Annotated in this window: 14 protein-coding genes; 7 read left to right on the top strand and 7 right to left on the bottom strand. The window is 70.1% G+C overall.

Features of this window, described 5'->3' with window-relative positions:
• Positions 1–10: 10 nt before the first annotated feature.
• On the top strand, positions 11–706 hold the full coding sequence (locus ACFZCY_RS14360) for a DJ-1/PfpI family protein (protein WP_391172413.1): 696 nt from the start codon (positions 11–13) through the stop codon (positions 704–706).
• A gap of 195 nt (positions 707–901) precedes the next feature.
• Here ACFZCY_RS14360 and ACFZCY_RS14355 read toward each other — a convergent pair whose 3' ends face one another.
• The 5 genes from ACFZCY_RS14355 to ACFZCY_RS14335 all read right to left on the bottom strand — a co-directional run bounded on the left by ACFZCY_RS14355 (position 902) and on the right by ACFZCY_RS14335 (position 4,038).
• Complete coding sequence (locus ACFZCY_RS14355) at positions 902–1,798, bottom strand: SpoIIE family protein phosphatase (protein ID WP_391172411.1); 897 nt, start codon at positions 1,796–1,798, stop codon at positions 902–904.
• A 66-nt stretch (positions 1,799–1,864) separates the two neighbouring features.
• Positions 1,865–2,473: a DUF4118 domain-containing protein gene (locus tag ACFZCY_RS14350; RefSeq protein ID WP_391173631.1), complete on the bottom strand. Its 609-nt coding sequence runs from the start codon at positions 2,471–2,473 to the stop codon at positions 1,865–1,867.
• Between the two features lie 144 nt (positions 2,474–2,617).
• Positions 2,618–3,475 (bottom strand): SAM-dependent methyltransferase, encoded by an 858-nt coding sequence (locus ACFZCY_RS14345; protein ID WP_391172408.1) that lies wholly within the window; start codon positions 3,473–3,475, stop codon positions 2,618–2,620.
• A gap of 31 nt (positions 3,476–3,506) precedes the next feature.
• Positions 3,507–3,854 (bottom strand): VOC family protein, encoded by a 348-nt coding sequence (locus tag ACFZCY_RS14340; protein WP_391172406.1) that lies wholly within the window; start codon positions 3,852–3,854, stop codon positions 3,507–3,509.
• 1 nt (position 3,855) lies between these two features.
• Positions 3,856–4,038, bottom strand: a complete 183-nt coding sequence (locus ACFZCY_RS14335) for a CopG family transcriptional regulator (protein ID WP_391172404.1) — start codon at positions 4,036–4,038, stop codon at positions 3,856–3,858.
• 172 nt (positions 4,039–4,210) lie between these two features.
• On the opposite strand from ACFZCY_RS14335, the gene ACFZCY_RS14330 reads away from it, so the two are divergent.
• Positions 4,211–4,288: a 50S ribosomal protein bL37 gene (locus tag ACFZCY_RS14330; protein WP_370443954.1), complete on the top strand. Its 78-nt coding sequence runs from the start codon at positions 4,211–4,213 to the stop codon at positions 4,286–4,288.
• Positions 4,289–4,370: 82 nt separating this feature from the next.
• Here ACFZCY_RS14330 and ACFZCY_RS14325 read toward each other — a convergent pair whose 3' ends face one another.
• Positions 4,371–5,402, bottom strand: a complete 1,032-nt coding sequence (locus ACFZCY_RS14325; protein ID WP_391172402.1) for a substrate-binding domain-containing protein — start codon at positions 5,400–5,402, stop codon at positions 4,371–4,373.
• Between the two features lie 219 nt (positions 5,403–5,621).
• Here ACFZCY_RS14325 and ACFZCY_RS14320 point away from each other — a divergent pair, with 219 nt between their 5' ends.
• The 4 genes from ACFZCY_RS14320 (at position 5,622) to ACFZCY_RS14305 (ending at position 10,498) form a co-directional block, all read left to right on the top strand.
• Positions 5,622–6,638 (top strand): substrate-binding domain-containing protein, encoded by a 1,017-nt coding sequence (locus ACFZCY_RS14320; RefSeq protein WP_391172400.1) that lies wholly within the window; start codon positions 5,622–5,624, stop codon positions 6,636–6,638.
• A 143-nt stretch (positions 6,639–6,781) separates the two neighbouring features.
• Entirely contained in the window at positions 6,782–8,224 is a 1,443-nt protein-coding gene (locus tag ACFZCY_RS14315) for a sugar porter family MFS transporter (RefSeq protein ID WP_391172398.1), read from the top strand.
• Between the two features lie 53 nt (positions 8,225–8,277).
• Complete coding sequence (locus tag ACFZCY_RS14310) at positions 8,278–9,474, top strand: Gfo/Idh/MocA family oxidoreductase (protein WP_391173628.1); 1,197 nt, start codon at positions 8,278–8,280, stop codon at positions 9,472–9,474.
• A gap of 25 nt (positions 9,475–9,499) precedes the next feature.
• The gene (locus tag ACFZCY_RS14305; RefSeq protein ID WP_391172396.1) at positions 9,500–10,498 is read left to right on the top strand and encodes a TIM barrel protein; all 999 of its coding nucleotides are present in this window, start codon (positions 9,500–9,502) and stop codon (positions 10,496–10,498) included.
• A gap of 70 nt (positions 10,499–10,568) precedes the next feature.
• Here the strand turns inward: ACFZCY_RS14305 and ACFZCY_RS14300 are convergent, their stop codons facing one another.
• Complete coding sequence (locus ACFZCY_RS14300) at positions 10,569–11,516, bottom strand: formyltransferase family protein (protein ID WP_391172394.1); 948 nt, start codon at positions 11,514–11,516, stop codon at positions 10,569–10,571.
• A 248-nt stretch (positions 11,517–11,764) separates the two neighbouring features.
• On the opposite strand from ACFZCY_RS14300, the gene ACFZCY_RS14295 reads away from it, so the two are divergent.
• On the top strand, positions 11,765–13,135 hold the full coding sequence (locus ACFZCY_RS14295) for a SidA/IucD/PvdA family monooxygenase (RefSeq protein ID WP_391172392.1): 1,371 nt from the start codon (positions 11,765–11,767) through the stop codon (positions 13,133–13,135).
• Positions 13,136–13,146: the final 11 nt, after the last annotated feature.

The following is a 13,146-nucleotide window of genomic DNA, read 5'->3' as shown; positions in this document are numbered from 1 at the left end:
GGAGAGAAACATGGCGAAGATCCTTTTTGTGATGACCGGTGCCGACGCGTGGACGCTGGCGGACGGCAGCACCCACCGCACGGGTTTCTGGGCGGAAGAGGCCGTCGTCCCGCTGGAGGCCTTCAAGGCCGCGGGGCATGAGGTCACGGTGGCCACTCCGGGCGGTGTGGTGTCGCCGGTCGACCCCGTCAGCCTGGCCCCGGATGCCGCCGGTGGCGCCGAGGAGGCCGCGCGGCTCACCAAGGTGGTGGAGACCGCCGCCGAGTTGCACCGGCCCGCCGTCCTGGCCGATGTGCGGCTCGAGGACTTCGACGCGGTGTACGTTCCCGGCGGCCACGGCCCCATGGAGGACCTCGCCGTCGACGCCGACTCCGGGCGCCTCCTGACGCAGGCGGTGGACCGGGGACTGCCGGTGGGCGTGGTGTGCCACGGCCCGGCCGCGCTGCTGGCGGCGGTCAAGGAGGACGGCACCAACGCGTACGCCGGTTACCGGATCACCGCGTTCACGAACACCGAGGAGCAGCTGGCCGGCACCGCCGGCAACGCCAAGTGGCTGCTGCAGGACCGGCTGACCGAGGCCGGGCTCACCGTCGAGCCCGGCGAGGCGTGGGCGCCGCACGTCGAGGTCGACCGCAACGTCGTCACCGGCCAGAACCCCGCCTCCTCCGGCCCCCTCGCCACCGAGCTGCTCAAGAAGCTCGGCTAGGGGCATCCGGTGGCGGGCAGCCTCTGCTCGCACCAGATGGTCTTCCCGGCCGTGGTCTGGCGCGTTCCCCAGTGGTGGCTGAGCCGGGCGACGAGCACCAGGCCACGGCCGCCCTCGTCGTAGGCGCGGGCTGCGGCGCAGATGGGGGGGTGCTGCTGGCGTCGGACACCTCGCAGATCAGCTTGCGGCCGCGGATCAGCCGCAGATGGATCGGCGTGGCGCCGTAGCGGACGGCATGGGTGACCAGCTCGCTGACCAGCAGCTCGGTGATGAAGGGCAGATCCCACAGCCCCCCGCGTCGAGCTGTTCGACGGCCGGCTTCCGGGCCTGCATGACCACGGCCGGGTCGGCGGTGATGTCCCAGCCGGCGACCCGGTCGGGGGTCAGGGCGTGCGTACGGGCGAGCAGCAGGGTGATGTCGTCCGCCGGGCGGTCCGCCGCCAGCGCGCACAGGACGGTGTCGCAGGCCGCGTCCATGGAAGTGTCCGGCACCGGCACCGGCACCGGCAGCGCGTCGCACAGCTTCGTCAGCCCCGCGTCGATATCGCGGTCGCTGGAGCGCACCAGGCCGTCGGAGTACAGGGCGAGGACGCTGCCCGCGGGCAGCTCCAGCTCGGTGGTCTCGAACGAGGGGCCGCCCACTCCGAGCGGCGGGCCGGTGAAGCCGCGCACCAGATCGGCCCCGCCGTCGGGGGAGACGAGGGCGGGCAGCGGGTGTCCGGCCGACGCGAGCGCGCAGTGCCGGGAGACCGGATCGTGGACCGCGTACAGACAGGTCGCTCCCACCTCGCCGGTGGTCGCCTGGTCCGCGCCGGTGTCCATGGTCTCTTCGGCGGTGGTGTCCTGCTCGTCATCGGTGAGATGGATGACCAGGTCGTCGAGGTAGGTGAGAAGCTCGTCGGGCGGCAGGTCCACATCGGCCAGGGTGCGCACGGCGGTGCGCAGCCGCCCCATGGTGGCGCAGGCGTTGATGCCGTGGCCGACCACGTCCCCGACGACGAGCGCGACGCGGCTGCCGGAGAGCGGAATCACATCGAACCAGTCGCCGCCCACCCCGGCCCGCGAGTCCGCCGGCAGATAGCGCGAGGCCACATCGACTGCCCCGCCAGAAGCAGACCGTCCCCAGTATGCTGCCCCGCGCCCGCAGCGGAGCGGTGATCAGCGAGCGCATGCCGTAGTCCAGCACCGCCCCGGCGGGGTCGGGGACCAGCGTCTGCCCGTCGGTGCGGGCCGGCAGATCGGGTTCGATCCTCGGCCGCCCGCTGGGCGAACCACGGGCCCGCGGCCCGGACAGGGCCAGCCCGGGCGGCCCGCCCACGGGGAGCAGCGGATGGTTCTCGCGGGCCCCGGCCAGGACGCACACCGCCAGATCGACGGTGATGTCGGCGAACCGGTCCACCGCCACCTGCGCCAGCTCCTGGGCGGTCCGCTGCGCGTCGAGGGTGGCGCCGATGGCCGTACCGGCGTCATGCAGCAGCTTGAGGCGGCCGTGCGCCGCCTGCGCCTGATCCCGCTGGTTGAGGGCGCGGACCGCCAGTTCCGAGACGGCGAGACCGATGACGAGCAGCAGAGCGGCCGTCCAGCCCTCCTGGGCGCCGGCGACGGACAGCGCCCCCACGGGCGGATCAGGAAGAAGTCGAACCAGACGGTGGCCGACAGCGCCGCGATCACCCCGGCGCTCCGGTGGCCCAGGGCGGCTACGGCGACCACCACCGCCACCAGTACCAGAGCCGCGTCGGTCCGCGGGAAGGCGGTACGGAACGGCACCAGCGCCAGCGATACGATCAGTGGCCCCACCAGGTCCTGGACGTCCCCACGCACGCCGCGCCCACGTCTTCCAGACCACGTACGGGGCTTGTTCGGGCCGGACCGCCATACGCCGGGGCATGAGCCCCGGCGTATGGCGGGAAGTCAGGTGGTGGCCAGCAGCAAGTCCTCTCCGCTTGACGGGCGAAGGCCGTCGGTGCGGTCGGCGAAGTAGCGCTCGGCGTGCGATGCCCCCGACACGTGGCGCGCGTCCCGGAAGCCCGCTTCGCGGGCCAGGGCCAGCATCTCCTGCGGGGTGTAGAAGCTGAGGAACGGCGTTCCGGAGGCTCGCGCGCCCTCCTCGCTCGCCCGCAGGCCGGGCCGGTCGGCGTCCTCGACGAGTTCGATCGGCAGCAGGAACGTCATGGCGAGCGTCGACCCGGGGGCGAGCCCGGCGATCCGGCGCAGGGTGGCGGTGGTGGCGTCCCTGGTGAGGTACATGCTGACGCCGGTGGAGACGATGACCGCCGGCTGCCCGGGATCAAAACCGGCGGCGGCCAGCCGCTCCAGCCACGATCCGCCCGCTTCGAAGTCGAACGGCACCAGGTGCAGCCATTCCGGGATGCCATAGCCGAGTTCGGCGAGGCGGCGGCGCTTCCAGGCCTGGGGGCCCGGCTGGTCGACCTCGAAGATCCGCAGCCGGGAGGCGATCTCCGGCTCGCGCTGGGCGAAGGTGTCCAGGCCGGCGCCCAGGATGACGTACTGGGCGACGCCGCGCCCGGCCTGCTCGGTGATCAGGTCCTCGATGAAACGGGCCCGGGCCACCATGGCCGCCCGGAACCCGCTGGTGGTGTGCGGGTCCATGTCCGGCCGGTCCCGCCAGTCCTCGCCGGGCGCCACCAGCCGCAGCCCGACCTCGTCCTCGACCACGTGCGGGGGCGCGTCGACCCGTACGTGCATGGCCCGCCAGAGCGCGGTCCGCACCGCGGTGCTGTCGGGCGCCTCGATGTGTTCGTCCGCCATGGTGTTTTCCCTTCACCCCGGCCTTCGTGGGTCAGCTGCCCGCGGGAGCCTGGAGGCTCCACAGGCGCCCGTCGGGGTCGCGGACGGTCATCTCCCTGGTCCCGTAGTGCGTGTTCTCGAACGGGGTGACCACCTCGACGGCAGCCGCATCGGGCCGGAACGCGTCCGCGTCCGGCACCTTCAGCACCATCCGCGTCTCGGGCTCCTGGTCCTCGGAAACCTCGGCGATGAACACGTAGGGCCCGTCGCCGTTGCGGAGCCGGCCGGAGTTGTGGTCCGTCGCGAACTCCAGCTCGTAGCCGAGGGTTTGGAAGAACCTCGCCGCCTTGCCCCAGTTGTGCGTCGTCAGAAACACGGCCTCGATGCCTTCGGTTGCCATATCAGCTCTCCTGCTCGGTCGATTGCTGTCCGGACGACCCATCGGCGTCGTCGAGGTAGGCGCGCAGCGCGTCGGCGACCAGCGCCGACAACGACATGCCCGACTCGATGGCGCGGTACTTGACCTGCTTGATCAGCCCGATCGGCAGGTACACGTTGAACTGTTTGACGTCCTCATCACCCACGTGTCGATGCTAGCATCCTAGCAAGCTAGGCAACCATGATGTGGCGGTGACGTGAGGTCCTTCACAATGGAGGGTGGCGTGTGACGTGACGAGCTGGGTAAGCGCGCCATGATCACGGCGTGAGACACCGATGTGATCGGCACAGGTAGAGCATCGTTGGAAGGAGGGCGACATGTCGTCGAAGCGACGTCGCAAGAAGAAGGCCCGTCGTAAGAACGGCGCCAACCACGGTAGCCGCCCCCAGTCCTGATCTGAGGCGCTCTGCCGAGTGGCAATGAGGGGCTCCCCGCGCGCATGGCGTACGGGGAGCCCCTCGTTTCGCGTGCGGCGGGTCAGGCGGGCTCGGCCACGGTGCCGCGCACGACGAGTTGCGGGCTGAGGACGACCTCGCGGGGCTCGGTGCGGCCCTGGTCGAGGCGTTCGACGGCGGCGGCCACCGCCTGCCGGGCCTGCTGCTCGGCGTTCTGGCTGACCGTGGTCAGGTTGAAGCAGCTCAGCCGGGAGAGGGTGTCGTCGTCGTATCCGGCCACGGACACCTCACCGGGGACGGCGACACCGGCGCGGGAGAGGGCGGCCAGGACGCCGATGGCGCACTGGTCGTTGAAGGCGACCACGGCGGTGGGAAGGGCGGGGCCGTCGAGGAGGTGGCGGGCGGCGCGCTCGCCGGCCGCCTCGGTGTTCTCGCCGCGCAGGATCCTGATGTGCGTGTCCAGGCCGTGGCGGCGCATGGCGGTGCGGTAGCCGCGGCGCCGGTCGGTGGCGATGACGCCCCTGCCGCCGTCGACGTAGGTGATGGCCCGGTGGCCGAGCCCCGCCAGGTGGTCGACGATCTGGCCGACACCGTCGTCGTCCGCGGTGCGGACCACATCCAGCTGCTCGTCGGTGATCCGGCGGCCGACGACGATCACGGGGGCCTTGCGGTCGAGGGCGGCGAGCGTGTCGGCGGGGGAGGTCGGGCCGAGGAGTATCAGGGCCTCGCTGCGGAAGGCCAGCAGGGTCTCGACGGCGGTGTGCTCGTCACGGGTCCGGGTCAGGGTGCTGAGGACGAGGTCGTAGCCGACCTCCTCGGCGGCCGTGTGCAGATAGTCGACCACTTCGGCGTGGTAGGGGCTGTGGACGTCGACCATGACGCCGAGCAGCCGGGTGCGCCTGCTGGCCAGCAGGCTGGCGGTGCGATCCGCCTGGTAGCCCAGCTCGGCGGCGGCCTTCAGGACGCGTTGCCGGGTGCGCTCACTGGGGCCGGACACCCCGCGCAGCACCAGGGAGACGGACGCGGTGGACACGCCTACGCGGGCGGCCACGTCCTCGAGCCGGGGGCGCCTGTTCGCGCCGTTCTGGCGCCGCTCGGAATCGGCATCGTCCACCTGTACCTCCCGGACAGCGATCTCCTCGCACCACGCCCTTGACACGCTTTGGAAACGAGTCGATAGTACCAGCACTTAAAGCGCTTTAATCGCTCCTGACCACTTCTGGTCATCCCTGCGAAGCCGGCTCGCGAGCGTGCGTACGACATCGCACGGCGCGCGGCTTCCGCCTGCTCTCCCTCCCGCCCCCTTTCAGATGCACAGTGAGGTGCACGAGCCATGAACCGTGTTTGTCTTTCCCGCTCCCGAAGAGCCGTCCCCATCGTGGCCGTGGCCGTCTCGGCCGCCCTGACGCTCGCGGGCTGTTCCGGCTCCGGCGGGAAGAAGGCCGAAGAGGCGGGCAGCGACGTGTCCGCGGGCAAGGCCTCCACTCCCCGCATGACGATCGCGATGGTCACCCACGCGCCCGCCGGTGACACCTTCTGGGACACCATCCGCAAGGGCGCCCAGGCAGCCGCCGCCAAGGACAACGTCAAGCTCGTCTACTCCAGCGACGAGACCGCGGGCGACCAGGCCAACCTGGTGCGGAACGCGATCGACCAGAAGGTCGACGGCATCGCCGTCACCCTCGCCAAGCCGGACGCCCTGAAGGCCGTGGTCGCCAAGGCCGAGAAGGCCGGTATCCCGGTGGTCGGCTTCAACGCCGGGCTGTCGGTGTGGAAGAAGCAAGGTCTGCTGTCGTTCTTCGGCCAGGACGAGTCCGTCTCCGGGCAGGCCCTCGGCAGCAAGATCAACACCATCGGCGCCCAGCACGCCCTGTGCGTCATCCAGGCTCAGGGGGACATCAACCTCCAAGAGCGCTGTGCCGGGGTGAAGAAGACCTTCCACGGCAAGACCGACATCCTCTACGTCAACGGCACCGACATGCCCTCGGTGAAGTCGACCATCAACGCCAAACTCGGGCAGGACAAGTCCATCGACGAAGTGGTCACGCTCGGCGCGCCGTTCGCGCTCACGGCCGCGCAGGCGGCGTCCGACGCGGGCAGTAAGGCGAAGGTGGCGACCTTCGACCTCAACAAGGACCTCATCTCCGCCGTCGAGAAGGGCAGTGTCCAGTTTGCCGTGGACCAACAGCCCTATCTGCAGGGCTACTTGGCGGTCGACTCGCTGTGGAGCTACAAGAACAACGGCAACTACAGCGGCGGCGGCGAGCAGCCCGTGCTGACCGGCCCGGCCTTCGTCGACAAGGGCAACGTCGACACCGTCGCCAAGTTCGCCGCGAAGGGCAACCGCTGAACAGGGCGGCCGCGACTGCCGGGCCGCGGCCGCCGCGCTGCGCAACAGCGTAGCGACAACCTATTGACATGACATTTGCGCGAGGGCATCGTACTCGCCGAAGCCGGCTTAAAGCGCTTTAACCCCGACCCTAGGAGGTGGCCATGGACGTCAGGGACGACACGCCCCAGGCCCCCACACAGAGCAACGCGGTCACGGACCACGCATCGCCGCAGGTCTACCGAAGACTGCGGGTCATCACCATCATCGCCACGTTCGGCGGACTCCTCTTCGGCTACGACACCGGCGTCATCTCCGGCGCGCTCCCCTTCATGGCCCTGTCGGCCGGGCAGGGCGGGCTCGGACTCACCCCCCTGACCGAGGGGATCGTCGCGTCCTCCCTCGTGGCGGGCGCCGCGTTCGGCGCGCTGTACGGCGGGCGCCTCTCCGACCGCTACGGGCGCAAGCGGGCGATCCTCGGGCTCGCCGTGCTGTTCTTCATCGGCGCGCTGGGTACCGCGCTCGCACCGGACCTGGTCGTGATGGTCCTGTTCCGGATCCTGCTCGGGCTCGCCGTCGGCGGCGCGTCCGCCACGGTGCCGGTCTTCATCGCCGAGCTGGCCCCCGCCGCACACCGCGGCCGTCTGGTGACCCAGAACGAGCTGATGATCGTGACCGGCCAGCTTCTGGCCTACACCTCGAACGCGGTCATCGCGAAGACCATGGGCGAAGGCGGCGTCTGGCGCTGGATGCTCGCGCTGGCCACGATTCCGGCCGTGCTGCTGTGGATCGGCATGCTGTTCGTGCCCGAGTCGCCGCGCTGGCTCGCCTCCCGGGGCCGCTTCGACGACGCCGCCCGCACCCTGGGCCTCATCCGGGATCCGCAGGTGGTCGAGCCGGAGTTCGCCGAGATCAAGCGGCGCGTCATGGCCGACGCCCATGAACCGAAGGCGAGTTGGGGCGATCTGCGCACCCCGTGGGTGCGGCGTCTGGTGATATTCGGTTTCGCGCTCGCCACGCTGACCCAGCTCACCGGCGTCAACTCCATCATGTACTTCGCGCCCACGATCCTGCTGGACACCGGGCTCGGCACACAGGCCGCGCTGACGGCCACCATCGCCAACGGCGTCGTCGCGGTGCTCGCCGTGTCCACCGGCATGTGGCTGCTGGGCCGGTACGGGCGGCGCCCGATGCTGCTGACCGGACAGATCGGCGTCACCGTGTCGCTGGTGCTGATCGCCTTCTGCTTCCTGGCCCTGCCCGATTCGGCCGCCCGCAGCTACCTCGTCCTGGCGTCCATGCTGATGTTCCTGCTGTTCATGCAGGGGTGCGTCGCGACCGTCTTCTGGCTGATGCTCTCCGAGATCTTCCCACTCCGGCTGCGCGGTTTCGCGATGGGCATGGCCGTGTTCGGCACCTGGACGGCCAACTTCGTGGTGACGCTGGTCTTCCCGCCACTGATCGCCGCCGTCGGCGGTGCCACGTTCCTGCTCTTCGCGGCGGTCAACGTCGCCACCATCTTCTCCTACCTGCGCACCGTCCCCGAGACGCGAGGCCGCTCGATGGAAGCCATCGAGGCCCACTTCCGCGGCCAGTCCGCCACCTGACCACCCACTCCACAGTGACCTGACCAACCCCCACCATGCTGAGAGGCACATTCATGGCCACGTCCGGCAAGCCCCTTTCCGTCGCGGTGATCGGGGCCGGCATGGCCGGCCGCACCCACGCCGCCGGTTACCGCAACGTCAACACGGTCTTCGCGGCCGGCCTGCCGCCGGTCCGTCTGGCCGCGATAGCCGACGCCAATGTCGCACTCGGCGAGGACGCCGCCCGCCGGTACGGCTACGAGAAGGCGCTCCCCAGCTGGGAGGCCGTGGCCGAGGACCCGACGATCGACGCCGTCAGCATCGTCGTCGGCAACGATCTGCACCGCCCGATCGCCGAGGCCCTGGTCGCCGCGGGCAAGCACGTGCTGTGCGAGAAGCCCCTGGCCGGATCGCTCGAGGACGCCCGCGCGATGGCCGAGCTGGAGCGCACCGCCGATGTCGTGACGGCCGTCGGGTACACCTTCCGGCGCTCTCCCGCCATCTCCGCGGTCCGCGACCACGTCCAGCGCGGTGACTTGGGCGACCTCACCCTGTTCAGCGGCCGCTACTGGTGTGACTACGCCACCGACCCGAACGGGCCGCTGAGCTGGCGCTTCAAGGGCGGCCCCGGCTCCGGCGCCCTCGGGGACATCGGCGCCCACGTCATCGACACCGCCGAGTACATCGCCGGTCCCATCGCCGCGGTCTCCGGCGCCTCGCTGTCGACGCAGATCCCCAAGCGCCCGCTGCCGCTGGGCGCGGTCGTCGGACACAACGCCGCCCCCGTCTCGGATGAGTTCGGCGAGGTCGAGAACGAGGACACCGCGTCCTTCACCGCGCGCTTCGAGTCCGGTCTCGTGGGCACCTTCTCACTGTCGCGCACCGCCTTCGGCCTGCCCAACGGACTCGGCTTCGACATCGTGGGGCTCGGCGGGCGGGCGGCGTTCGACCAGCACCGGCCCGCCGAGTACCTCTTCGACGACGCCCAGCCGGACGCCCGTACGCGCGGTGCGCGCCACATCATCGCCGGGCCGCAGATGCCGTACTTCAAGGGCGGCTATCCGATGGAGGCGCCGGGCGTGGGCGGCGGCAACGCCGAGATGTTCACCTACCAGGCGCGGGCCTTCCTCGACCAGGTCGCGGGCGTCTCCGACCCGCTGCCGGCCTGCGCCACCTTCGCCGACGGGCTGCGGACCATGGAGATCATCCGGGCCGTCGTCGAGTCCTCGCACAACGGCGGCGCCGCCGTCACCATCCCGGCCACCTCCTGACCACCCCCGTACGAAGGAGAAACCCATGGCTCTCAAGCTCGGCGCCTACACCGCCTGTCTGCACGACCGTACGCTCACCGAGGCCCTCGGCATCCTCAAGGAGAACGGGCTGACCTCCGTGGAGGTCAACACCGGTGGCTTCATCCCCGCCCCGCACTGCCCGGTGGACCTGCTGCTGTCCTCGGCCACCGCACGGGACGAGTACCTGGCCACCTTCGCCGACCGGGGGATGGAGCTGACCGGACTCAACTGCAACGGCAATCCGCTCAACCCGCTCCCCGGCGTCGGCCCGAAACACGCCGACGACCTGCGCCGCACCATCCGGCTGGCGGGCCTGCTCGGTGTGAAGCACGTGGTGACCATGTCCGGCACACCGGGTTCCGACCCCGACGCCAAGTACCCGTCCTGGGTCGTGAACCCGTGGGACGGCGTCTACATGGACGTCCTGGACTACCAGTGGGGCGTGGCGGTGGAGTTCTGGAAGGAGATCGACGCGCTGGCCCGGGAGAACGGCGTCCGGGTGGCCGTCGAGATGCACCCGCACAACCTGGTGTTCTCCCCGGTCACCCTGAAGCGGCTGGTCGACGAGACCGGCGCAACCAACGTCGGCGCGGAGATGGACCCCTCGCATCTGATGTGGCAGGGCATGGACATCGTGGCCTCCATCAAGTGGCTCGGCCCGCTGGTGTTCCACGCCGCGGCGAAGGACGCGACGCTCTGCCCCGGCGCCGACATCCGTGGCGTACTGGACTCGTCGTTCACCCGCGTGCCCGCCGACGCCCCCGGCAAGGTGCCCACCGGCTACGGCTTCTGGTGCAACGCCTGGCCGGAGAACCCGGCGTGGAAGTTCGTCGCCGTCGGCCTCGGACACGACACCGCCTACTGGACCGAGTTCCTGCGCGCCCTCGCGGAGGTCGACCCGGACATGGCCGTGAACATCGAGCACGAGGACGCCGCCTACTCCCAGACCGAGGGGCTCGCCCTGGCCGCCAAGAACCTGCACAGCGCGGCGGCCGGTCTCTGACCCACCGCCGCGCACGTGGCCCCGTACCCCGCGGAAGTGGGTACGGGGCCACGGCTCGTCCCGGGGCGGGTCAGGGGTGGCTGGTCAGGTACCCGCCCATGGAGGTGAAGTACTCGGTGGCGGCCATCTCGTGGCCCTCCTCGGTCCGCACGCGCGTGATGGCCAGGCCGTGGTTGCGGCCGGTGCGGGCGTCGGCTCCGGCGACGATCACCACGCCGTCACCCTCGCGGTAGAAGATGCGGCCGGGAGTGCCGCCGTACCGGCCCTGGGACACGACCGCGGCCAGGACCTCGAGGCGCTTGCCCTGGTGGAAGGCGTAGGTGCTGGGGTACGGCTCGGACTGGGCGCGGACCAGGCGTTCGAGATCCTCCGCCGGCCAGGTCCAGTCGATGCGGATGTCCTCGACGGACCGCTTGTGGAAGAAGGTCGCCCGGGACCGGTCCTGCTGGGTGAACTCCGTCTGCCCGGCGGCGATGAGGTCGAGCGCGCCGATCGTGACCGGGGCGATGAGGTCGACGGTCTTGTGGAAGAGATCGGTGGTGGTGTCCGTCGGCCCGACCGGGACCGCCTCCTGCCGGACGATGTCCCCGGCGTCGAGCTCCTCGTTCATCATGTGCGCGGTGACGCCCACTTCGGACTCGCCGTTGATGAGGGCCCAGATCAGCGGCGAGAACCCGGCGTACTTCGGCAGCAGCGAATCGTGGACGTTGAGCGTGCCGCGACGCGGCAGGCCGAAGATGCGCGGGGGGATCCACGTCCGCCAGTTGTTCGCCACGATGATGTCCGGGTCGGCCTCCTTGAGGCGTGCGAACAACTCCTCGTCGTCGGGGCGGTTGCGGATCAGCACCGGGACGCCGTGCTCCTCGGCGAGGTCGGCGACGGAGTCGCTCCAGATCTTCTCGTACGCGTGCTCGCTCTTGGGGTGCGTCACGACCAGTACCACGTCATGTTCGGAGTCCAGGAGGGCTCGCAGGGTTCGGTGCCCCCAGGTCTGGTAACCGAACATGACGACCCGCATGGGGTTCCTCCTCGCAGCAGGGGATGACCGGGGGCAAGTAAAGCAAGGCTTACCTTATTGCGCAACGACCTTCTGTGTTGCGTCAGTTGATGTCAGCGGGCCATCCGATTCCCTGTGGTGGCCTATCGACAGCCTCACTGGTTTAGCTTAGGCTCACCTAAATTCTTGGCGTGCCGCTTCGTCGGCGTGCCCCCTCTCGCCACCTTCCGCACGCCTGAAAGGCGATTGCCCCGCACGATGGGAGTGACATGTCACAGGTTCTTCCTGGTGACGCATTGCCGGTCCACGACTTACCGGTCCACGACCTCATTGGCATCGGCTTCGGGCCGTCCAATGTGGCCATGGCGATCGCACTCGGCGAGCACAACGCACGCGCCGGGGGACAGGAGGCGGTCAGCGCTCGCTTCTTCGAGCAGCAGCCGCGCTTCGGCTGGCACCGTGGCATGCTCATCGACGACGCGACCATGCAGGTGTCCTTCCTCAAGGACCTGGTGACGCTGCGGAACCCGGCCAGCGAGTTCAGCTTCCTCTGCTACCTGCAGAGCAAGGGGCGGCTGATCGACTTCATCAACCACAAGAACCTCTTCCCACTGCGGGTGGAGTTCCACGACTACTTCGAGTGGGCCGCGGCCAAGGTCGAGGACATGGTCTCCTACGGCCACGAGGTCGTCGGCGTCGCGCCCGTCGTGCGCGGTGGGGCCGTGGAGTACGTGGACGTGACGGTCCGGTCGGGGGAGGGGCTGGAGGTCCACCGGGCCCGCAACCTCGTCATCGGCACCGGGCTGCGCCCCTTCATGCCGGAGGGCGTGGAACGCGGGGACCGCGTCTGGCACACCTCCGAACTGCTGGCGAAGGCCGACGAACTGGAGGGCACCTCGCCCTCCCGGTTCATCGTCGTGGGCGCCGGGCAGAGCGCCGCCGAGAACGTGGCCTATCTGCACCGCCGCTTCCCCGGGGCCGAGGTGTGCGCGGTCTTCTCCCGCTACGGCTACAGCCCCGCCGACGACAGCGGTTTCGCCAACCGGATCTTCGACCCGGCGGCGGTCGACGACTACTTCGCCGCGCCCGAGGACGTCAAACGCCGGCTGATGGACTACCACGGCAACACCAACTACTCCGTGGTGGACATCGACCTGATCGACGACCTGTACCGGCAGACGTACCGGGAGAAGGTACTCGGCGCCGAGCGGCTGCGCTTCCTCAACGTGTCCCGGCTCACCGACGTCAAGGAGACACCCGCCCAGGTCCGTGCCACCGTGAGGTCCCTCGTCACCGGTGAGGAGACCTTCCTCGACGCGGATGCCGTGGTCTTCGCCACCGGTTACAGCCCCGTCGACCCCATCGGACTGCTCGGCGAGGTCGCCGGCCACTGCCTCCGCGACGACGAGGGCCTGGTCCGCGTCGAGCGTGACTACCGCATCGCGACGGACCCCGGCCTGCGCTGCGGCATCTATCTGCAGGGCGGCACGGAGCACACCCACGGCATCACCTCGTCTCTGCTGTCCAACACCGCGATCAGGGTCGGCGAGATCCTGGACTCGCTCCTCGCCCGGGGCGTCCAGTCCGCGTCCGCCGAGGCCCGGCCGGCCGCCGACGAAGTCGGCAGCACGGCGCGTTGAGGATGACGTAC

The sequence above is a fragment of the Streptomyces sp. NPDC007983 genome (assembly GCF_042958345.1).
GTDB lineage: Bacteria > Actinomycetota > Actinomycetes > Streptomycetales > Streptomycetaceae > Streptomyces.
This window is presented reverse-complemented; position numbering and strand designations above follow the sequence as displayed.